Origin of the sequence: Specibacter sp. RAF43 (genome assembly GCF_052114065.1) — a bacterium.
GTDB lineage: Bacteria > Actinomycetota > Actinomycetes > Actinomycetales > Micrococcaceae > Specibacter.
The window spans coordinates 20,607-42,605 of record NZ_JBFREA010000009.1 but is presented as its reverse complement, the minus strand read 5'-3'; the positions used below and the strand labels follow the sequence as shown (position 1 = coordinate 42,605).

The window sequence follows — 21,999 nt, the reverse complement described above, 5'->3', positions numbered from 1 at the left end:
TCACGGCGGACGGATCAGCGGCTGCGCGCCACCACATCCTCCACATACGCCACCAGGGTGCGCACGGCCATGCCCGTGCCCTGCTTGGGGGTGTAGCCGTACGGGCTGCCCTCGTTGAAGGCCGGCCCGGCGATGTCCAGGTGCGCCCAGGGGATGGTTTCCCCGTCGTCGTCCTTGCCGATGAACTCCTGCAAGAACACCGCGGCGGTCATCATGCCGCCCATTCGTTCCCCAATGTTCGCCATGTCGGCGACGGGGGAGTCCAGGGAGGGGCGCAGCTCCTCCGGCAGCGGCATCGGCCAGATGAGCTCGCCGGAGCGGTCGGCGGCGGCCTTGAGCGCGGCGACGACGCCGTCGTCGCCCATGACCCCGGCGGTGCGGTGGCCCAGGGCCATCACCTGGGCGCCGGTGAGGGTGGCGACGTCGATGATCACGTCTGGTTGTTCCGCCGATGCCGCGACCAGGCCGTCGGCCATGACCAGGCGGCCCTCGGCGTCGGTGTTGAGCACCTCGACGGTCTTGCCGCCAAACATCGTCAGCACGTCGGAGGGCCGGATGGCCGTGCCGGAGGGCATGTTCTCGGCAATGCACAGCCAGGCGGTGACGTTGACGGGAAGGCCCAGCCCGGCCACGGCCAGCACGGTGTTCAGCACCGCCGCGGCGCCGGCCATGTCGCACTTCATGGTGATCATGCCGGCCCCGGGCTTGATCGAGATGCCGCCGCTGTCGAAGGTGATGCCCTTGCCGACCAGGGCGAGGTCGGCCACGGCCTTGTCCGCCTTGTATTCGACCTTGACCAGGCGCGGTGGGCGCGAGGAGCCCTGGCCGACGCCCATGATGCCCCCGTAGCCGTCCTTGAGCAGGCGCTTTTCATCCATGACGGTCACCTTGACCGGCAGGCCCTTGGCCAGATCCTTGGCGGCGTCGGCAAAGGTGGCCGGGTAGAGCCGGCTCGGCGGCTCGTTGACGAGGGTGCGGGTGGCGTTGACGGCCCGGGCGACGACGGACGCGCGCAGCAGGGCGGCGGCCAGGGCCGGGTCCTTGGCCAGTGCCGAGTAGATGGTGACCTTTTGCACCGGGGCCTTGCGGCCGTTGGGGTTGGTGTGCAGGCTCGCGTATTGGTAGCCGCCCAGCGCGGCACCTTCGGCGATGGCCGAAACCTGGGTGACCGCCGTCGTCGGCAGGGCCAGCACAACATGCGCAAGGCCGGCAAGCTGGCGGATGGCGGAGCCGGTGGCCCGGCGCAGGGACTCTTCGGTGATTTCCGTCCCCGAGAGCTTGCCGACGCCGGCCAACACCAGGACCTTGGCGCCGGTGTCGGGCAGGCCGGGCAGGCGCACCAGCTCGTCGGCGGCGCCCGTGACGCCCAGGGCCGTCAGGGACGCCTTGAGCGAATTCACGGCCGAGGCGGACAGGGGGGAGTCGAGAATGACGGGGCCGTCGGTGCCCTTGCCGATGCCGATGACGAGGGCATCGGCGGAGACCTTTTTCAAGTCCGCGGAGATGACATTAAAGGTGATGTTTTCGGTTGCGGTCACGAAATCAAATCCTCACGTGGTGGTGGTTGGGAATGGTGGCACTGGTATCGATCGTAGTCTCCGCCGGGGGCCGTTGCGGGCGGAACGGGGATGGGGCGCAAGGCTGCGCTGGGGTAGCGTTTGACCCATGAGTGAAAATTCCGCGGAACTTCTGCACGGCCCGCTGCACCAGTGGCATGTTGATCACGGCGCCAAAATGGCCGAGTTTGGCGGCTGGCTGATGCCGTTGCAGTACGACGGCGTGGTGGCCGAGCACACCGCGGTCCGCACGGCGGTGGGCCTCTTTGACGTCTCCCACCTCGGCAAGGCCGAAATTCGCGGCCCCGGGGCGGCGGAGTTCGCCAACCGGTGCCTCTCCAACGACCTCCACCGCATCGGGCCCGGTAGCGCCCAGTACACGCTGGCCCTGACGAACGAGGGCACGGTCACCGACGACCTCATCGCCTACCTGCGCGCCGAGGACGATGTGTTCCTGATCCCCAATGCCGCCAACAACGCCGCCGTGGTCGCCGCGCTGGAGGCCGCCAACCAGGCCGAGGACGGCCGGCTGTCCATCACCAACCTGCATCGCGACTTTGGGGTGTTCGCCCTCCAGGGCCCGCGATCGGCCGCCGTCATGGCGGCGCTGGGCCTGCCCGAGCCGGCCGCCTATATGTCCTTCGTGGACGCGACCCTCACCATCGGCGGGGCCGCCGTCGACCTGACCGTGTGCCGCACCGGCTACACGGGCGAGCACGGCTATGAGATTGTGCCCCGCTGGGGCGACGCCCCCGCCGTCTGGGACGCGCTGGCCGCCGAGGTGGCCAAGGCCCAGGGTCTCATCGCCGGGCTGGGCGCCCGCGACACCCTGCGCACCGAGATGGGCTACGCACTGCACGGGCACGAGCTCTCCACCGGGATTTCCCCCGTGGAGGCCGGAATTGGCTGGGCCGTGGGGTGGCGAAAGGACGCGTTTTGGGGCCGGGAGGCGCTCCTGGCGCAAAAGGCGGCCGGGGCGCCGCGCAAGTCCGTGGGGTTGCTGGCCATCGACCGCGGCGTGCCCCGCGCCGACGTGCACGTGCTCGACGCCGCCGGCGCCGTCGTGGGCCGCACGACGTCCGGGACGTTTTCGCCAACCCTGGGCAACGGCGTCGCACTGGCCCTGGTGGACCCGGCCGTCCAGCTCGGGGACACGCTGGCCCTGGACATTCGCGGGCGCCGGCTCGGCGTCACCGTCGTCAAGCCGCCGTTTGTGCAGGTCAACGTCAAGAACTGACAGGGCACCACTGCGGCCATCCCCTAGCGGGTGCCCGGGATGATTCCGGGCGCCCACAGCGTTGTCTACATAGAGACGCAAGTTTGTGAGGAAGAATATGAACGTCATTTCGTACACGCCATTTCAGGACCCGGAGTCCCTCTATGCCCTCAATGAGACGCTGCTGGAGGCCGAGGACCTGCGCGGGTTGAACATGCTGATGTCCTTCACCGGATACTCCGACGCCGGGCACGTGGTGCACCAAATCGCCACGGAACTCAGCGAGCACCTGCCCGCCGAGCCGGTGGCGATTTTCGACATCGACCAGCTCGTCGACTACCGTTCGCGCCGGCCGCGGATGACCTTCACGGAAGACCACCTCAGCGACTACCGGCCGCCGTCGCTGGTGCTGTACCGCTTCATCGACGCCCTCGGCAAGCCCTTCCTCTTCCTGACCGGCAGCGAGCCGGACCTGCAATGGGAGCGGTTCACGCTGGCCGTGCTGGGCCTGGTGCGCCGCCTGGATGTGAACCTGACCGCGTGGGTGCACTCGGTGCCCATGCCCGTGCCGCACACCCGACCCATCGGCGCCACCGTCCACGGAAACCGGCCGGACTTGATCGAGGGCATTTCGGCGTGGAAGACCACCTTGGAGATCCCGTCCATGATCGGCCACGTGCTCGAATACCGGCTGGCCAAGGAGAACCGCAACGTGGTGGGCTACGCCATCCATGTCCCGCACTACCTCTCCGACGCCGAGTACCCGCCCGCCGCCGTCGCCGGCCTGGAATATCTTGGCGCCGCCGCCGCCCTGATGCTGCCCAGCGAACGGCTGCGCGAGGCCGGGCGGGCGGTGGAGCGCCAGATCGCCGAGCAGGTCGAAAGCTCCGCGGACGTGCAGGCGGTGGTTGCCAATCTGGAGAAACAGTACGACGACCACAGCGACGGCACGGCCCGCCGCTCCCTGCTGGCCGGCGACGGCGATGAACTTCCCGACGCCGACGAACTCGGTGCCGCCGTGGAAGCCTACCTGGCCAGCCGGGACGCCGGATCGGCGGATGGGACCGGCCCTGGCATAGGCTAGGGCGGTGGATAGTAGACGGGCATGGCTGGTTTGGGGCGTCGGCGTCTTCGCCTACCTCATCGCGGTCACGCAAAGAACGTCCTTCGGCATCGCCGGGCTTCAGGCAACGGAGCGGTTTAACGCCAGTGCATCGGCCTTGTCGGCGTTTACCGTCATTCAGCTGCTTGTCTATGCGGTGCTGCAAATTCCCGTCGGCGTCCTCGTGGACCGGTTCGGCCCGCGCGTCATGATTGCCTCCGGCGCGGCGTTGATGACGATTGGGGAAATCCAGCTCGCCGCCGCGACCTCGGTGCCCGGCGGAGTGGTGGGGCGCGTCTTTGTCGGGGCCGGCGATGCCATGACGTTCATCGCCGTGATCCGCCTGATTCCGGTCTGGTTCCCCGCCAGGCGGGCGCCGCTGCTGACCCAGCTCACCGGGCAGTTGGGCCAATTCGGGCAGCTCATCAGCATTGCGCCGTTCGCGATTGTGCTCCATGTGTGGGGCTGGAGCCCGGCCTTCCTGGGCTTGGCCGCGCTGGCGTTGCTTAGCTGTGTGCTGGCCGCCGCCCTTGTGCGCAACGCCCCGGAGGTTCCCGCGGTGACCCCGGTCCCGTCCGGCATCAAGGAAACGGCCCAGGATTTGGCGAGGGCGTGGCTGCAGCCCGGCACCCGGTTGGGCATGTGGAGCCATTTCACGACGCAGTTCGCCGGCACCGTCTTCATTATGACGTGGGGGTATCCGTTCCTGGTGTCCGGGCAGGGGCTGGACGCCGCCCAGGCCAGCGTGGTGCTGAGTTTGTTCGTGGTGGTCGGGCTGGTCTGTGGCCCGCTGCTGGGTGGTTGGGTGGGACGGCACCCCCTTCGCCGCTCCACCATGGTGCTGGCCGTCACCCTGGCGATCGCCGCCGCCTGGGGTGCCGTTCTGCTCTATCCGGGCCACGCGCCGCTGTGGCTGCTGGTGGTGTTGGTGCTGGCGCTGGCCCTCGGCGGCCCGGCGTCAATGATCGGCTTTGACTTTGCCCGCACCTACAACCCGTCACATCGCATCGGCACGGCCACCGGGATCGTGAACGTGGGCGGGTTCGTGGCCTCCCTGGTCACCATGTATGTGGTGGGCCTGATCCTCGACTTGCTCAACAACAGCGGGTTCTCCGGTGGACACCTGTATTCGCTCGACTCATTTCGCATCGCGTTGTCCTTCCAGTTCGTCATCATCGCCTTTGGCACCGTTGCCGTCATCGCCGCGCGGCGCGAGGTCCGCCGACGCATGGCCCTGGCGGGGGAATTTGTCCCGCCGCTGCGGATCGCACTGGCGGACAACCAGAGACGCCGCACCCAGTTCCGCAGCGAACGTCGCGCCGAACGCGCCCACCGGAAGGGGGCCGACGCCGGCCCCCCGCTGTCCCTGCCGGCCGCGCCTTCCCTGTCCGCCAAGGACGACCCGGCCTTGCCGGTCGACGACGCTCGCTAGCTGTACTGCCCACGGCCCACCGCCTTTCTGCGGAAAGCGGGCGGTGTTATCCACAGTTTCCCCGGATTTCGGCTTTTGCCCTGTTCCCGGGCGGATCGGCGGACCAGCCTTGGACCATGGGAAAACAAAAAGAGACGATCAAAGTCAGCGCCGGCGAGGACCTCTTGGCCTTCATCCCGCACATCATCGGCTACTGGCCGGAAAACAGCGTGGTGTGCATCGGCATGTGCGGCAAGAGGCTCCGGGCCACCATGCGCCTGGACCTGCCACGGCACGGGACGGCCGACCTGGACAGGTTTGCCCGGATCGCCTCGGCCCAGTTGGCCAGCGACACCACGGCCGATGGCTGTCTGATCGCCATCTTCGCGGGCGCCGATTGGACCGATCCGGACACGCCCCCCTTCGGGGATGTGCATGCGGCCCTGCGCCGCGCCTTCCACGCCCATGGCATGCCGGTGCGGGAGGCCTGGTATGTCGGGGCGAACCATTGGCGCAGCATCGGCTGCACCGACGCCGATTGCTGCCCCTGGCCCGGAAGGAGCAACGAGAGCATCGCCGGTAGCTTCGTCAACGCCGAACTGGTCTATCGGGGGAGCGCCATCGACGCCAATCCGGGGACCCGGATCGCCGAGGTAGTCGCCGTCAGGGACCAGGCGCATGTTGACGCGGTGGCCCGGGCCGCCCGCCCGTTCCGTCAGGCGTTGGAGGAGTTCGGGCAGGCGGAAAGCCAGCTCTGCGCAACGCTGGGCGCATGGGAGCATGCCTTGGCGCAGTGGCCCACGGCGCCGGATACGGTGATGACCGCGTTCCTGCTCAGCAGCCTGGCGAACACCACCGTGCGGGACGCGGTCCTGGTCTCGCTGGCCGTCACGCCCGAGCAGGCGCTTGCCGGCGTCCTCGGCGTCGGCCGGCTCGTGGAGGACAGCCACGGCATGGTGGTCCCGATGGCCTGGCACGGCGGCAGCCAGGCCGCCGCCTACGACATCAGAATCCAGGATGAGTCCGACGCCGCCCTGGTGGCGGCCGCCGCAGCCTTTGGCGACGTGCTGGTCGGCGGTGGCGGTGGGGCTGTCGGTGGGGTCGGCGGCGGCCGTCCGGCACCGACCGTGGCACCCAACTGGCCGCGACTGGACCGGGCCCAGGAGCTGCTCGAATTCCTGGCTGCGTCGTCCATGGGGCGGGACAAGGCGGCAATCCTGTGCATGTTGGGCTGGATTCACTGGTGCAAGGGCCGGGGCACCTGGGCCGGGACGTACTTCCAACTCTCCCTGGCGGCGTCGCCGGGCTACAAACTGGCGGCACTCTTGGAACAGTTGCTCGATGCCGGCTGCATCGCTGCCTGGGCGAAGAACCAGGGGACGGCGTGGCACGGCTCCCTGGACCACAAGGACGCCGCCTAGCACGGGGGTTGCTCCGGGCATGCGAGCATTTCCCCGAATCATGGGCGCCGGAAACATGAGACAATATGAGTCGCGACCCGGTTGGGTCCGTGTTTCATGCGCCCTGCTCTTGGGTGGGTGGAGGGAAATCACTTCGTGGGTCGTGCGCGGGAACAATGCCGTCACGCCGGGAGTTATACCCTGTGACCCTCCAAGCGGCTGCTGCGTGAAAGCAACACGGACTTGACAGGGTCATAGTGGTGTTGCCCGAAGGTGACTCCACAGACCGCCGCAAGAAAGGTTTTCTGTGTCTGCTACTTCCAAGAGCAAAGACTCCGCTACAAACGAGCTTAAGGACCCCGCAACGTCAGCCGCCGTGCCGCTGACCCCGGCGCAGAAGAGGGCGGCCACGCTGGCCGTCAAGAAGGCTGCCCTGGCGGCCAATGGCGGCGTGGCCCCGGCCGCCGCCAAGAAGGCCCCCACCGCCCGACGGTCGAAGGCGGCCGCCAAGGATGCCGACGACCTCCAGGCCGAGACCGCCGTCGTCGAGGATGACGAGGAGGGCGCGCCCGGCAAGCCGGCACTGCCGGCGGCCACCGGCACCGGATTCGTGTACTCGGACTCCGACGACGACGATGCCCCGGTCCAGCAGGTCATGTCCGCCGGCGCCACCGCCGACCCCGTCAAGGACTACCTGAAGCAGATCGGCAAGGTTGCCCTGCTGAACGCCGAGCAGGAAGTTGACTTGGCGCTGCGCATTGAGGCCGGTCTTTTTGCCACGGAAAAGCTCGCCACCGAGGGCGAGACCATGGACGATCAGCTCAAGCGGGACATGCTGCGAATTGTCCACGACGGCAAGCGGGCCAAGAACCACCTACTCGAGGCCAACCTGCGTCTGGTGGTCTCCCTGGCCAAACGCTACACCGGCCGCGGCATGCTCTTTTTGGACCTGATCCAGGAGGGAAACCTGGGCCTGATCCGCGCCGTGGAGAAGTTTGACTACACCAAGGGCTTCAAGTTCTCCACGTATGCCACCTGGTGGATCCGCCAGGCCATCACCCGCGCCATGGCCGACCAGGCCCGCACCATCCGCATCCCGGTCCACATGGTGGAAGTGATCAACAAGCTGGCCCGGGTGCAGCGCCAAATGCTTCAGGACCTGGGCCGCGAACCCACCCCCGAAGAACTGGCCAAGGAATTGGACATGACGCCGGAAAAGGTTGTCGAAGTCCAAAAGTACGGCCGCGAGCCCATCTCGCTGCACACCCCCCTGGGTGAAGACGGCGACTCCGAGTTCGGCGACCTGATCGAGGACTCCGAGGCCGTCGTCCCGGCGGACGCGGTGAGCTTCACCTTGTTGCAGGAACAGCTCCACTCCGTGCTGGACACCCTGTCCGAACGCGAGGCCGGCGTCGTTGCCATGCGGTTCGGGCTCACCGACGGCCAGCCAAAGACATTAGATGAAATCGGCAAGGTCTACGGCGTCACGCGTGAGCGCATCCGCCAGATCGAATCCAAGACGATGTCCAAGCTGCGTCATCCATCCCGCTCCCAGGTCCTGCGCGACTACCTGGACTAGCCGCCGCCTGGACTAGCCGCCCCGCCGCAACGAGCCCCCGCCGGAACTGACCCGCAATAGATGTCGAGTTTCCCCCAATTTTGGGGGAAACTCGACATCTATTGCGGGTCAGTTTTTGGTGCGGGCACGGGTGGCGGCCTCGGTGCGGGTCGCGGCGCCCAGTTTGCGCATGACGGCGGAGACATGGACGCTGACCGTCTTGGCGCTGATGAAAAGTTCCGCCCCGATTTGCCGGTTCGTCAGCCCGCCCGCGACCAGCGCCAGCACCTGGGACTCCCGCGCCGTCAGATCCTCGGCGTGCGGGCGCAGAAGGGTGCCGGTCAGCGGCAGCCCGGTCCTGTTGGCAAATTCCCGGCCCATTTGGGCGATCAGGCCGGCGCCGAGGTCTTCGGCCCCCTTGATGGCGGCCCGCAGGGCGGCCAGCGCCTCGGGCCGGTGGCCCGCGGCAAGGTCGGCCTGGCTGCGGCGCAAGGCCATGTAGAAGCGCAAATGGGACGGCAGCGAATCGGCGAATGTCCCCGCCCACTCCCAGGCGCCGGGGTCGGTGCCCGTTCCGGCGGGTCCGCCAAGCTCCGCGTCAAAGAGCGCGGACCAGGCCCGATGGGTGGGCCAGAACGCTTGCCGGGCCAAGATGGTGCGCAGCTGTGGTTCGGCCCCGGCGGCACCCTCAAACGCCTCGCTGTCGCGGCGACGGGCGGCCAGTATCCGGGCGGCGATCACCAACAGGGGCAGGTCGTAGCCGGGCAGGGGCCGGAAGCCCGGGCCCAGGATGAAGCAGGCCTCACGCCAGGCGCCGTCAAGGTCGCCCCGCGCCCAGGCCAGTTCCGCGCCCAGGGCGACCAGGTGCAGGCGGGACTGCATTTCCACGCTCGAGAGGTCCCGCAACAGCGGCTGCCAGTCGCGGAACAGCGCCTGGGCGGCCTCCGGGTCCCCGCCCCACAGGGTTGACCAGATCTTCGAGCGCATCAGGTAGGCCTGGAAGGCTCCCGGCGGGGAGAGCGCCAGGTTGCGTTCCAGCAAGGCACGGGCCCGCGCCCAGTCGCCGCGGGCAAACAGCGGTTCGACGGCATTGGAGGAGAGCATCGCCCCCGTCGTCCGTTCCACCCCGAGGGCGCGGGCGCGTTCAATGCCGTCCTCGGCGACGCGAATGGATTCGTCGTACAGGCCCAGCAGGTGCAGCGAGTCCGAATAGTTGATCCGGAAGCGCAGGAGGGCCTCGGGGTTCCCTTCCGCCAGGGGTTCGGCGGCCTGCAGATCGGCCTTGCCGCCGGCGACCTCACCAGCCATGATGCGTGAGACGCCGCGCAGGTTGGAGGCGATGGAGGACTCCGCCGCGTTGCCAATGGACGCGGCGAGGCCCAGGGCCTCGGTTGCCACCTCGACGGCCTGCTCCAGGCGCGCCTCCAGCATGTACCGGGCGGCCAGCCGGTTGAGCAGCGAGGCGCGCAGGTTTTCCTCCGTGCCCGACGGGGTGAGGTCCAGGGCCCGCAGCAGCAGCGGCACCGAACCCGCCTGGGCGTTGAAGCCCAGATACCGGGCCTGGTCGGCAAGGAGCCGGGCGAGGTCCGGACCCGCCGCGGCGGGGTCGGCGACCGCCAGCCGAATCACCGCCAGCGATCTGTCGCTGTCCCCCGCCAGATTGTGTGCGGCCGCCGTGCGGGCCATCAGCGCGAACCGCGGCATTCCCGCAATGGTGTCGCCGTCGGCGATCCGGTCCCAAAGCTCCAGCGCACGCTCGCCCATGCGCGCGGCGGTCGTGTAGGCATAGCTCCCTTCGGCCTCGACCATGGCGGCAATGGAGGCGTGGAACGTCTTCTCCGGCAAATTTGCGGCATGCCAGTGGTAGGCAATCTCCACGGCATCCGGGTTGTCCGCGGATTCGATCGCTTCGGCATAGCGGGTGTGGAACCTGGTGCGTTCCCCCGGGAGCAGATCCGCATGGATCGCCTCGCGGACCAGGGCGTGGCGGAAGGCGTAGGCGTTCCCGTCCAGGCGCAGCAGATTGGCCAGTTGCGCCGTGCGTGCGGCGGGCTCCAGGTCGGCGGCCGGCCGGTCGAAGGCCTTCACGGCCAAGGAGTGGGGGACGCTCACGCCGCCGGCAGCGATCACGCGCAAAAAGTATTGGACGGACTCCTCCATCCGCTCGTACCGGGCCAGGAGCAGGTCCCGCAGCGTTGACGGCAGCTCGCCGGCCGCGTCGCAGTCGCCCAGGCCCAGCAGCTCCTCGACAAAAAACGGGATCCCGTCGCTGCGGGAAAAGACGTTCTCCACGAGTTGGTAGCCGGCCGGCTCACCGGTGATCGACTCCACCTGGCACCGCACCTGGTCCTTGGTCAGCCGGCTGAGCTCAATGTTCTTGGCGTACCGTCCGCGCTCAACCTCCGCCAGGAAGCCGCGCAGCGGGTGGCCCCGGTGCACCTCGTCGCTGCGATAGGTCATGGCCAGCAGGAAGCGCCCGCCGCCAAAGGCCCGCAGGATGAACCGCAGCACCGCCAGGGTGGCGTCGTCGGCCCAATGCAGGTCCTCGACCACGACGACGGTCGGCTGGTCCGCGCAGGCCCGCTCCAAAATGGTGCTGACGGCCTCCAAGACCCGGTTGCCGTTGGGGCGCCCGGTCGTCTCGACTTCGGCCTCGGGCAGCAGCAGGGCCAGCGCTTCGCGGCCGGGCCCGGCATAGTCGACCACGGCCGCCAGGCCCACCTGGGCGGCCAGGGCGCGCAGCACGCCCGTAATGGGCGCGTATGGCGGGGCCAGCGTGCCCAGATCCACGCACTGGCCGCTGATGATGCGCGCCTCGCCGGCAACGCCGGCGAGGAATTCGCGCAGGAGCCGGGTCTTGCCCAGCCCGGCCTCCCCGCCGATGACCACGGCCTGGGGCTTGCTGTCCACGGCGTCGGCGTAGGACGCGGCCAAGGCCCGCAGCTCGGCTTCTCGCCCGATCATCTGCGCACTGGCCTGCGACGTCTGCATAGGAATATCCTGCCACCATCCGCCGCCCGCCGTTAGCCTTGCCACGGGCCGCCCGCCCACCACTTATTGGCTGGGCCGGACGCTGCCGCGCAGCACCGGGGCGGGGCGGTGCATCCGGGCCCGGAACCGCTGCCAGGCGCCCCACCGGGTGCGCATGCGCGGCTGCGCTGCCGCTGTTTCAATGAGCAGCCGCCGCCGTTCCAGGGCGATTTCCAATTCACGTTCGTTTTGTTGGGCCATCAACAGCGCCAAGAAGTCCGACATCGTCATCCCTTTCAGTGATGAAGCTTTGTTCCGATGACTCCATCCTGCTCCGGCAGCGGGCCGCGAACATTGGACGGATTCCCTATCTTTGGCCCCGCCCAGCCGTCTAAGGCGCCTTAGGCGGCCGGGAGGGCACACAACAAAAAGGAGGGCCCCGGACTAGCCGGGACCCTCCTATTCACCGTGTGTCAGTCGACGGGGACGGGGGCCTTCTCCAGGAGGCGGCCGGTCTCGTCGTGCCATTCGCTCGAAAGCGGCTTCAACGTAGTTTCCAGGCCGCGGGCGTGGTGACCGCAAAAGAGCAGCTCGCCGCCGGAGGATTCCAGCACGACACGCACATAGGCCTGTGCGCCGCAGCGGTCGCAACGATCCATCGTGTTCAGCTCTGGGCTGGCAATGGCGGTGGTAGTCATGATGGCCTCCTTCATAGTTCCTATACCCATACAACCATTGCCCAGAGCGTTTCCATCCATGGGACCGCCCGTGTTTCGCTCACCGCGTAGCATTTCGACGGCGGCACGCCTGTCCGGAGTTCCCGCCGCGAGACGTTAACCTTGGTAGGGGCCCTCCGGCCCGGCCGTTGCACAAGAGATTTTTCACAAGGAGTATGCCAACCGTGGCTCGTCTTAGTTCCGATTACAGTGCCCGCCACCTTTCCGTCCTGGAGGGGCTGGAGGCGGTGCGCAAGCGTCCGGGCATGTACATCGGCTCCACCGACTCCCGCGGCCTCATGCACTGCCTGTGGGAGATCATCGACAATTCGGTCGACGAGGCCCTGGCCGGCTACGGCCAAAACATCAAGGTGATCCTGCACAAGGACAATTCCGTGGAGGTGCACGACGACGGCCGCGGCATCCCCGTGGACATCGAACCCAAGACCGGGCTCACCGGCCTGGAGGTGGTGCTGACAAAGCTGCACGCCGGCGGGAAGTTCGGCGGCAACTCCTACGCCGCATCGGGTGGCCTGCACGGTGTGGGCGCCAGCGTCGTCAACGCCCTGTCCGCCCGCATGGACGCCCAGGTGGACCGCGGCGGCAAGACCTACCAGATGAGCTTTCGGCGCGGCGAGCCGGGCCACTTCCAGGACGTGGGCAAGACCCTCAGCCCGTCCGTGGACTTTGAACCGTTCACCAAGGAATCCAGCCTCGACATCGTCGGCACCACCAAGCGCGGAGTCACCGGCACCCGGATCCGGTACTGGGCCGACCGGCAGATCTTTACCGCCGACGCCAAGTTTTCCTATGACGAGCTGGTGGCCCRCGCCCGGCAGACGTCGTTCCTGGTGCCCGGGCTGAAGATCCGGGTCTGCGACGACCGGCGCCTGCCCGGCACGCCGGGGGAGTTCGCCACCCACGAGGAGGTCTTCCACCACGACGGCGGCCTCTCCGAGTTCGTGCACTTCCTGGCCTCCGACGGGCCCGTGACGGACATCTGGCGGCTGCAGGGCAGCGGCACATTCACCGAGACCGTCCCGGTGCTCAACGCCGCCGGCCACCTGGAAAGCACCGCCGTGAACCGCGACTGCGAGGTGGACATCGCCCTGCGGTGGGGGATCGGCTATGAAACCACCATGCGCAGCTTTGTGAACATCATCGCCACGCCCAAGGGCGGCCGGCACCAGGAGGGCTTCGAGCAGGCCCTGCTCAAGACGTTCCGCAAGGTCATCGAGACCAATGCGCGCAAGCTTAAGGCCGGCAATGACAAGATCGAGAAGGACGATGTCATGGCCGGCCTGACGGCCGTGCTGACCGTCCGGCTGGCCGAACCCCAATTCGAGGGCCAAACCAAGGAAATCCTGGGCACCCCGGCCGTGAAGAACATCGTGGCCAAGGTGGTGGAACGGGAACTGAAGGCGAAGCTGGAATCCTCGGCCCGCGGCGAAAAGATCCAGGCGGCGACGCTGCTGGAAAAGGTCGTTGCCGAAATGAAGTCGCGCATCTCCGCGCGCGTCCACAAGGAAACCCAGCGCCGCAAGAACGCGTTGGAGACCTCCTCCCTGCCCACCAAGCTGGCCGATTGCCGCAGCAACAACGTCAAGAAGAGTGAGCTGTTCATCGTCGAGGGCGACAGCGCCCTGGGCACGGCCAAGCTCGCCCGCTCCTCGGACTTCCAGGCGCTGCTGCCCATCCGCGGCAAGATCCTCAACGTCCAAAAAGCCTCGGTGGGGGACATGCTGGCCAATGCCGAATGCGCCGCGCTCATCCAGGTGGTTGGGGCCGGCTCCGGGCGCAGTTTCGACCTGGCCTCGGCCCGCTACGGAAAGGTCATCCTGATGACCGATGCCGACGTCGACGGCGCCCACATCCGCACCCTGCTGCTGACCCTGTTCTTCCGCTACATGCGCCCCATGATCGACGCCGGCAACGTCTACGCCGCCGTGCCGCCGCTGCACCGGGTGGAGGTGATCAATGCCGGCACCAAGGCCAACGACATGGTCTACACGTATTCCGAAAAGGAGCTCCACGCCCTGCTGGCCGAGCTGGCGACGTCCGGCAAGCGGTACAAGGAACCGATCCAGCGGTACAAGGGCCTGGGGGAGATGGACGCCGAACAATTGGCGGAGACCACCATGGACCCGCGCCACCGCATGCTGCGCCGGGTCACCAGCGATGACGCGGACCGGGCCGAACGCACCTTCGAGCTGTTGATGGGGGCGGACGTGGCCCCGCGCAAGGAGTTCATCGTGGCCGGCAGCGAGACGCTGGACGCGGCAAGGATCGACGCGTAGCCGGGCGCCGAGCCCGCCGGGATCCTTGCTAGGGCAGTGTCCCCGGCACCAGCAAGAGCGCGGTCGGCGCGGCCATGACCAGCGCCGCCGCGGTCAGGACCAGGGCCTGCTGTGCCCGGCCCAGCGCCGGGGCCGGGGTGAGCAGCCGTCCCAGCCGGGCCGACGTCGTGGCCGGCGTGTCAATCCGTTCGGCACCGCCACCCACCAGGGATGTCGCCGGGACGTGTGCCGAGCCGCTGGCCACCAGGGCGATCGCCGTGACCAGGGTGGTCTTGCTGACCGACCGCAGGGCGACGTCGTCGGCCAGGATTTCAATCAGCGAGGAGACGGCCCGCTGGGCCAACCGCGACGTCGGCAGCCACGGCAGGGCCGAGCGCCAGGCCGCGAAGGCCCACAACAACAGGTGGTGGCGCTGGGCCAGGTGGGTCTCCTCGTGGAGCAGCACGGCCCGCAGCTCATCCGGGGACAGCAGCGCCATGAGCCCGTCGGAGAGCACCGTCACCGAGCGTGAGCCGCCCGGCAGGCAGTACGCGACGGGTGCCTCGTGGTTGATGACCAGCGTCGCGGGGCGGTCGTCGGAGGGGGAGCTGAGCAGGATCAGCAGCTCGCGGTGCCGGCGCCGCTGGCGGTTGATGCGAAAGTAGGTCAGCCACAGCGTGAAGGTCAGGTGCGCGGACAGCAGGGCCGCTGCGCTCAGCGCAAAGGCGTGGGGGATGCCCAGGGTGTCCAGGGACTCCTGGCCCAGGGCCACCCGCAGCAGCCCGTGCAGGCCCTCCACCAGGTTGCCGCCCAGCGGCACTAGGCCGTAGCACAGCATGGCCCCGATCATGGACAGCCCGCCGGCCAGGGCGATCGCCTGCCACAGCACCATGGCGGCAAAGGGCGCGCGGGAGGTCCACCGGGCGCGCGAAAGGAACACGGGCACCGGCCATGCCAGGGCAACGGCCATGACGGCCAGGAACCACGAGGTCCACACCATGTCTTAAAGCTACCGTGAAAGCAGCTCCGGTCGCGGGCCTAGCCGCGGCCGAGCAGCTTGCGCAGCGTTTCCGCCTCGCCGTCGCTGACGGTGCCGATGAACCGGGCCAGGACGGCCTCACGGTCCGGGGCCGAGCCCAGCACCTCCACCATGAGTTCGGCGGTGTGGTCGGCCCGGCTCGTCACGGCGCGGTACCGGTGCGGGCGGATCGAGCGCTCACGCTCGACCAAGCCCTTCTTTTCCAGCCGCGAGAGCACTGTCAGCACGGTGGTCACGGCCAGCGGCCGGGCATCGGCATCCGTGGCGGAGTGCCGGCGCGCCAGCAGGTCGCGCAGGATGTTGGCCGTGATTGCGTCCGGATGTTCCCACAAGAGATCCATCACGGCCCGTTCGAGGTCCCCAAGAGTCGCCATTTAGATCCTTCTTCGTGAAAATAGTTTCTGCTTCCCTCTAAATGTACCGCTTTTGACAGCAATGTTCTACGCAGGGTAGAACTAAGACTTCTACGAGACGTAGAATTTAGGCGACGAGTGCCGCAATTCTTGGATTGAGGGAAGTTGATGGAAGCACTGGACATTGCCAGATGGCAGTTCGGGATCGTGACGGTCTACCACTTTCTGATGGTGCCGCTGACCATCGGCCTGGGCACCCTGGTGGCGATCCTGCAGACCGTGTGGCAGCGGACCGGCAGGGAGGAATACCTGCGCATGACGAAGTTTTGGGGCAAGCTGTTCCTGATCAACTTCATCATGGGCGTGGCCACCGGGATCGTCCAGGAGTTCCAGTTCGGCATGGCGTGGAGCGAGTACAGCCGCTTTGTGGGCGATGTCTTCGGCGCCCCGCTGGCCATGGAGTCGCTGCTGGCGTTCTTCGTTGAATCCACCTTCCTGGGCCTGTGGATCTTTGGCTGGAAAAAGCTGCCGGCCAAGATCCACTTGGCCTGCCTGTGGATCGCCGTCTGCGGGTCCATCGTCTCCGCCTACTTCATCCTGGTCGCCAACTCGTGGATGCAGCACCCCGTCGGCGTGGAAATGGTCGACGGCCGCCCGCACATGGTCGACGCCTGGGCCGTGTTCACCAACAACACCGCCCTGGTGGCGTTCTTCCACACCGTCACCGGCGCCCTGGCGGTCGCCGGCGGGTTCCTGCTCGGCATCGCCTGGTACCACCTGTGGCGCCGCCGCCGTGACGGGATCGACACCGTGGACGCCGCCGGCCGCGTCGTCGTCGGTTCCTCGGCAACCATCCCGGGCCGCGACAAGAAGGACCATTCCGTCTGGATCAAGTCCCTGCGCATCGGCGCCGTGGTCGCGATGCTCGCCTTTGCCGGCACCGCCATCTCCGGGGACCTGCAGGGCAAGCTGATGTTCCAACAGCAACCCATGAAGATGGCCGCCGCCGAGGCCGCCTGCCACGACGGCACCAGCTTTTCCATCCTGTCCCTGGGCGACCCTGGCGCCCGGGACTGCTCGCAGGTGGTTGCCGTGTTCGAGGTCCCCGGCCTGCTCTCCTTCCTGGCGCACAACGACTTCACCACGGACATCTCGGGCGTGAATACCCTGGTGCCCCAATACCAGGCCAAGTACGGCACCCATTTGCCCGACGATCCCATGTACGGCGAACGGGCCGGGCAGGCCATCAACTACGTGCCCGTCATGCCCGTCACGTACTGGGGCTTCCGGATGATGATCGGCTTCGGCGGGCTGGCCGCGCTGGCCGCCGCCGTCGCCCTGTGGATCACCCGCAAGGGCACCGTGCCGCGGGCCCCCTGGCTGATGCGCCTGGCCCTGGTGGGCATCCTGGCCCCGTTCGGCGCCAACTCCGCCGGCTGGATCTTCACCGAAATGGGCCGCCAGCCCTTTGTGGTGGCGCCCAATCCGGACATGAGCGGCATCGACCAGGTGTTCATGTTCACCGCCGCCGCCGTCTCCCCGGGCGTTTCCGCCGGCGAGATGATCTTCTCGCTCGTGGCGCTGGGCTCGGTCTATGCGGTGCTGCTGGTGGTGGAGGTGGCGCTGCTGGGCAAGTACATCCGCGGCGGGGTGGTCTCGGCCATGCCCGAGCTCGGCGGCCCCGGCCCGCGCGACTCCGGTCCGGGCGGCCCCCGGGACGACGGCGGCGGAACCGGCGGCACCGGCGGGGAGGCCGATGATGATGTGCTCGCGTTTGCCTACTAGATCCGCCTTCGACCCGCTACCTGATCCTAAGGACTAAAGACAATGGATTTCCTTCCCACCCTGTGGTTCGTGCTCATCGCCGTGCTGTGGACCGGGTACCTGTTCCTGGAAGGCTTCGATCTGGGCGTGGGCATGCTGATGAAGGCCTTTGCCCGCGACGAAAAGGAACGGCGCCTGCTGCTGAACACCGTGGGCCCGGTCTGGGACGGCAACGAGGTCTGGCTGATCACCGCCGGCGGCGCCACCTTCGCGGCATTCCCGTACTGGTATGCGTCCTTGTTCTCCAGCCTGTACCTCCCGCTCGTGTTCGTGCTCCTGGCGCTGATCTTCCGCGCCGTGGCCTTTGAATATCGCGGCAAGGTGCACTCGGATGCCTGGCGACGGACGTGGGACTGGGCCATCGCGCTCGGCTCCCTGGTGGCCGCCTTCGGCATCGGCGCCATGCTGGCGCTGACCACCACCGGGCTGCCGCTGAACGCCAACGGCGACCGCGAGGGCGGCCCGTTTGCCTGGTTCAGCTGGTCCGGGATGCTCGGCGGCGCCGCGGTGGTGGGCTTTTGCCTGATCCAGGCGGCGGCGTTCCTGGCGTTGAAGACCGACGGCGACGTCCGCCTCCGCGCCCGCGCCCTGGTCCGCCGCTGGTTGCCGGCCGGCCTGCTGCCCCTGGCCGCCTGGGTGGTCATGGTCTCGGTGCACAACGGCAAGTGGTTCAGCGCGGTCCTGGTGGCGGTGGCGATGGCGGGTGCCGTGACCGCGTGGCTGGCCAACCGGGCGGACCGCGAAGGCGTGAGCTTCCTGGCCATGGGTGCGTTCCTGCTGGCCGGCAGCGCCGCGATCTTCAGCGCCGTGTTCCCGGTGGTGCTGCCCTCCACGCTGAACCCGGCCTGGGACCTGACGGTCGCCAACGCGGCCTCCTCCCCGTACACGCTGGGCCTGATGTCGATCGTGGCCGCCGTCGGCGTCCCGCTGGTCCTGGCCTACCAGGGCTGGACGTACTGGATTTTCCGCAAGCGCATCAGCATCGCGCACCTGCCCGAACCGCACGACTTTGCCCCCGCCGTCGGGCCCGCCGCCKGGCCGGGTTCCACCGGAGGCGGCGCCATCGGGGCGGGAGGGGCCCGACCATGAGCCCGCGTCCCGTCCTGCCCGCGGGGAGGTCCACCCGCACCGCCCTGGCCGGGCTCGGCGGACTGGCCGCGCTCAAGGCCGTCGGCCTGGTGCTGCTCATGCGGGCGCTGGCCCACGCGCTGGCGTCACCCACCGCCGGGGCGGCCCCTGACGTCGCCGAGCTGGCCGTGCAGGGCGTTCTGGGCGCGGTGTTCCTGGGCGCCGCCGGCTGGGGCCAGCAGGTCCTGGCCCGGCGGGCGGCGCTGGGCACCAAGGAGGAGCTGCGGGCCAGGCTCGTGGCGCACCGGCTCTCGCTGCCCGGCGGCGCCGGGCGCGGGAGGGCCGGGTCCGGCACCGGTGCCGAGGCAATGCTGGCCAGCCGCGGCCTGGACGGGCTGGACAACTACTTCACCGCCTACCTGCCCGCCCTCGTCTCCTGTGCCGTGCTCCCGGCGCTGATCGGCATCCAAATCCTCGTTGCCGACTGGGTCAGCGCGCTAATCGTGGTGCTCACCGTCCCGCTCGTGCCGGTCTTCATGGTCTTGATCGGCTTCCACACCCAAGAACGCGTCCAACGGGCCGCGCGCGGGCTGGACCGGCTCTCCAACCACCTGCTCGAACTGGCCCGCGGGCTGCCCGTGCTGGTGGGGCTGCGCCGCGCCGGCGCCCAGCGGCAGGCCCTGGCCGACGTCTCCGAGCAATACCGCCGCGCCACGATGGGGACGCTGCGCACCGCGTTCCTCTCGGCCATGGCGCTGGAGTTGATCAGCACCATCTCCGTCGCCGTGGTGGCCGTGTTCGTCGGCGTCCGGCTGGTCTACGGCGGCATGCCCCTGGAGGCGGGCCTGCTCGCGCTCATGCTGGCGCCCGAATGCTTCCGGCCCCTGCGCGACGTCGGCGCCGCCCACCACGGCAGCGAGGACGGCGTCGAGGCGCTGCGCCGCGTCAGCGACATCCTGGCCGGGACGCCCGCGCCCGCACCCCGGGCCGCTTCCGGGCCCACACCTGGGGTGGGCACGCGCGACGCCGGCGCCCCCGTCGTGCGGGCCGCCCACCTCTGCGTGCGGTACCCGGGGCGGGCCGAACCCGCCCTGGCCGACTTCTCGGCCACCGTCCACCGCGGGGGCGTCCTGGTCCTGGACACCGCCAGCGGGACCGGCAAGTCGACCGTGCTGGCCGCCCTGGCCGGCCTGCTCGGACCCGCCGGGCCGGGCGCCGAACCGGGCGAACCTGACGCCGGACCAGCCGGGCCGGGCGAACCTGACGCCGGACCAGCCGGGGCCCGCATGAGCGGCGAACTGCTCACGGCGCCGGGCGACGGCGTCGTGTGGGTGCCCCAGCACCCGGTCTTCACCGAGGACACCGTTGCCGGGGAGGTCGCCCTGTACGCCCCCGGCCCGGCCGGTGGCCCCGTGCCCGCCGCCGTCGTTGGCGCGGCGCTGTCCCGGGTCAACGCCGGCCACCTCGCCGGGCGAACCCCGCAGGAGTGCAGCCCGGGGGAGTTGCGCCGGATCGCCGTTGCCCGGGCACTGGCCCGGATTGCCGCGGATCCCGGCGTGGAGCTCGCCCTCGTGGATGAACCAACCGCCCACCTCGACCCGGAGTCGGCGCGGGCGGTCCGGGCCGCCCTGGCATCCCTGCGCGGCACCGTGGCTCTGGTCGTGGCCACCCACGACGCCGGCCTGGCCCGGCTGCTCCACGCCGGCGGCGAGCCCGGCGAGCTCGCCGCGGCGCAGCCCGGGGAGACGCACGCGGCCGCGACGACCGCCGTCGCCCGTGCCCAGGCTGCGCCCGGCGCCGGAGGGGAGGAGGGAGCCGGCGACGGGAGTCCCGCCACGTTCCGGTGGCGCTGGCTCAAGCGGCTGCCGCTGTGCTCGCCCCGCTTTGCCGCGGGCGTGGTGGTGTCCGCGCTGGCGACGCTGAGCGCGGCCGCACTGTCCGGCATCTCCGGCTGGCTGATCGTGTGGGCCGCGGACCGGCCGCCCATGCTGTACCTGATGACGCTCATTGTGGGCGTGCGCGCCTTTGGCGTGGGCCGCTCCGTGCTGCGCTACAGCGAACGCCTGCTCACCCACGACGCCGTGTTCCGCTGGGCCGCCGCCCTGCGCCTGCAGCTGTGGGACGCGCTGGCCACCAACGTCCGGCACTGGGGCAGGCTGACCCGTTCCGGCGGCTCGCTGGGGACTCTCGTGGCCGACGTCGACGAGCTTCGGGACGCCCTGCCGCGGGCTGTCGTCCCCATTCCGGCCGCCATCTTGTCCTTCCTGGCCGTGCTGGCCGCCGTCGCCTGGCTGGTGCCCCCGGTGGCGATGCTGGTGGTGGTGCTCGGGATCCTGGCCCTGGCGGTGCTTCCCGTGCTCACCTATGCGGCCCAGCGCCGGGCCTCGGCGGCCGCGGCCGTCCACCGCTCGTGGCTGGCCAGCCGCACCACCACCCTGTTCGCCGCCGCGGACCAGCTGGCCGCCAACGGCGTGGGTCCCGCGCAGGCGGAGACGTTCACGGCCCGTGACCTCACCGTGTCGGCGCCGCTGCGCCGGCTCGCCTGGGCCAACGGGCTGGGGCAGTCGGCGGTCTCCCTGCTGACGTCGCTGGCCGCCGTGGCCGTGACGGCGGCCGCCCTGGCCGCCGGGTCGGACCCGCGCGCCGCCGCCGTGGCCGCGCTGCTCATGCTGGCGCTGGCCGAACCGCTGGGCCAGTACATTGACGCCGTGGCCGAGGTTCCCATCCTGGCCGCCATGATGGCACGCACCATGCCCCTGCTCGACACCCCGCCCACCGTGGTGGACGGGATGGAGGCCACGGTGGCCCGCGCCGGTGCTCCGGTGACCTCCCTGCGCGTGGAGGACCTCACGGCCCGCTACCCGGAGGCGGCGCACCCCGTGTTCACCGGGGTGTGCGGCGGGACGCAGCGCGGGCGCTGGTGGACGGTCAGCGGCCCGTCGGGGTCCGGGAAGTCCACCCTGCTGGCCGTGCTGCTGGGCTTCCTCGCCCCGGAGACCGGCACCTACCGGCACAATGGCGAACCGGCCCGCGGGGCGAGCCTGCAACACGTTGCCTGGTGCCCGCAGGAGGCGTACCTGTTCAACTCCACCCTGCGCGCCAACCTGGCCCTGGCCCGCCCGGCCGCCGCGGCGCCCGGGGACTCCGAGCTGGTCCACGCGCTGGAAACCGTGGGCCTGGGCCCGTGGTTCCGCGGGCTGCCGCTGGGCCTGGCGACGCGCGTGGGCCCCGGCGGGCACCATCTCTCCGGCGGCCAGCGCTCCCGGGTGTCGGCGGCACGAACGCTCCTGGCGGGGGCCGACGTCGTGCTGCTGGACGAACCGACCGTGCACCTGGGCGAGGACGAGGCGGCCGCGCTGGTGACTGACCTGCGCCGGGCCCTGCGCGGGGCCGCCGTGGTGCTCGTGACGCACGACGCCGAGCTGGCCTCCGCCGGCGACACCCGCCTGGTCCTGGGGCCGGAAGCCCAGGACCGGAAAACCGTGGTGCGCCAGGGGGCCCGCGGCTAGG

General features: G+C 69.4%; 15 protein-coding genes. 9 read left to right on the top strand and 6 right to left on the bottom strand.

The window, feature by feature from the left end; translation table 11 throughout:
* Positions 1–14: 14 nt before the first annotated feature.
* Positions 15–1,538, bottom strand: a complete 1,524-nt coding sequence (locus AB4Y80_RS06800) for a leucyl aminopeptidase (RefSeq protein ID WP_442212989.1) — start codon at positions 1,536–1,538, stop codon at positions 15–17.
* A 127-nt stretch (positions 1,539–1,665) separates the two neighbouring features.
* On the opposite strand from AB4Y80_RS06800, the gene gcvT reads away from it, so the two are divergent.
* The 5 genes from gcvT to AB4Y80_RS06775 all read left to right on the top strand — a co-directional run bounded on the left by gcvT (position 1,666) and on the right by AB4Y80_RS06775 (position 8,264).
* Entirely contained in the window at positions 1,666–2,793 is a 1,128-nt protein-coding gene (gene gcvT / locus AB4Y80_RS06795) for a glycine cleavage system aminomethyltransferase GcvT (RefSeq protein WP_442212987.1), read from the top strand.
* Positions 2,794–2,890: 97 nt separating this feature from the next.
* Entirely contained in the window at positions 2,891–3,856 is a 966-nt protein-coding gene (locus AB4Y80_RS06790) for a proteasome assembly chaperone family protein (RefSeq protein ID WP_442212985.1), read from the top strand.
* 4 nt (positions 3,857–3,860) lie between these two features.
* The gene (locus AB4Y80_RS06785; RefSeq protein WP_442212982.1) at positions 3,861–5,306 is read left to right on the top strand and encodes an MFS transporter; all 1,446 of its coding nucleotides are present in this window, start codon (positions 3,861–3,863) and stop codon (positions 5,304–5,306) included.
* 116 nt (positions 5,307–5,422) lie between these two features.
* Complete coding sequence (locus AB4Y80_RS06780; protein ID WP_442212980.1) at positions 5,423–6,706, top strand: DUF4192 domain-containing protein; 1,284 nt, start codon at positions 5,423–5,425, stop codon at positions 6,704–6,706.
* 286 nt (positions 6,707–6,992) lie between these two features.
* Entirely contained in the window at positions 6,993–8,264 is a 1,272-nt protein-coding gene (locus AB4Y80_RS06775; protein WP_442212978.1) for an RNA polymerase sigma factor, read from the top strand.
* Between the two features lie 108 nt (positions 8,265–8,372).
* Here the strand turns inward: AB4Y80_RS06775 and AB4Y80_RS06770 are convergent, their stop codons facing one another.
* The 3 genes from AB4Y80_RS06770 to AB4Y80_RS06760 form a co-directional block, all read right to left on the bottom strand.
* Positions 8,373–11,234 (bottom strand): ATP-binding protein, encoded by a 2,862-nt coding sequence (locus tag AB4Y80_RS06770; RefSeq protein ID WP_442212976.1) that lies wholly within the window; start codon positions 11,232–11,234, stop codon positions 8,373–8,375.
* Positions 11,235–11,297: 63 nt separating this feature from the next.
* A complete protein-coding gene (locus AB4Y80_RS06765) occupies positions 11,298–11,504 on the bottom strand; it encodes a hypothetical protein (RefSeq protein WP_442212973.1) in 207 nt (68 codons plus the stop codon).
* A 182-nt stretch (positions 11,505–11,686) separates the two neighbouring features.
* A complete protein-coding gene (locus AB4Y80_RS06760; protein WP_442212970.1) occupies positions 11,687–11,911 on the bottom strand; it encodes a DUF7455 domain-containing protein in 225 nt (74 codons plus the stop codon).
* Between the two features lie 194 nt (positions 11,912–12,105).
* On the opposite strand from AB4Y80_RS06760, the gene AB4Y80_RS06755 reads away from it, so the two are divergent.
* Complete coding sequence (locus AB4Y80_RS06755; RefSeq protein WP_442212968.1) at positions 12,106–14,226, top strand: DNA gyrase/topoisomerase IV subunit B; 2,121 nt, start codon at positions 12,106–12,108, stop codon at positions 14,224–14,226.
* Positions 14,227–14,254: 28 nt separating this feature from the next.
* On the opposite strand, the gene AB4Y80_RS06750 is transcribed toward AB4Y80_RS06755, so the two are convergent.
* Together AB4Y80_RS06750 and AB4Y80_RS06745 are read right to left on the bottom strand one after the other, a co-directional pair.
* Entirely contained in the window at positions 14,255–15,205 is a 951-nt protein-coding gene (locus tag AB4Y80_RS06750; RefSeq protein ID WP_442212965.1) for a M56 family metallopeptidase, read from the bottom strand.
* Between the two features lie 38 nt (positions 15,206–15,243).
* The gene (locus AB4Y80_RS06745) at positions 15,244–15,618 is read right to left on the bottom strand and encodes a BlaI/MecI/CopY family transcriptional regulator (protein WP_442212963.1); all 375 of its coding nucleotides are present in this window, start codon (positions 15,616–15,618) and stop codon (positions 15,244–15,246) included.
* A 147-nt stretch (positions 15,619–15,765) separates the two neighbouring features.
* Between AB4Y80_RS06745 and AB4Y80_RS06740 the strand changes: the two genes are divergently transcribed.
* From AB4Y80_RS06740 to cydC, 3 genes are read left to right on the top strand one after another with little or no spacing between them, the layout of a single operon-like run.
* Positions 15,766–17,382: a cytochrome ubiquinol oxidase subunit I gene (locus AB4Y80_RS06740; RefSeq protein ID WP_442212961.1), complete on the top strand. Its 1,617-nt coding sequence runs from the start codon at positions 15,766–15,768 to the stop codon at positions 17,380–17,382.
* A gap of 42 nt (positions 17,383–17,424) precedes the next feature.
* A complete protein-coding gene (gene cydB / locus AB4Y80_RS06735; RefSeq protein WP_442212959.1) occupies positions 17,425–18,510 on the top strand; it encodes a cytochrome d ubiquinol oxidase subunit II in 1,086 nt (361 codons plus the stop codon).
* Positions 18,507–21,998, top strand: coding sequence for a thiol reductant ABC exporter subunit CydC (cydC, locus tag AB4Y80_RS06730; protein WP_442212957.1), 3,492 nt, complete (start codon positions 18,507–18,509; stop codon positions 21,996–21,998). The genes cydB and cydC overlap by 4 nt, the downstream gene beginning before the upstream one ends.
* The last annotated feature ends 1 nt before the right edge of the window (position 21,999 follow it).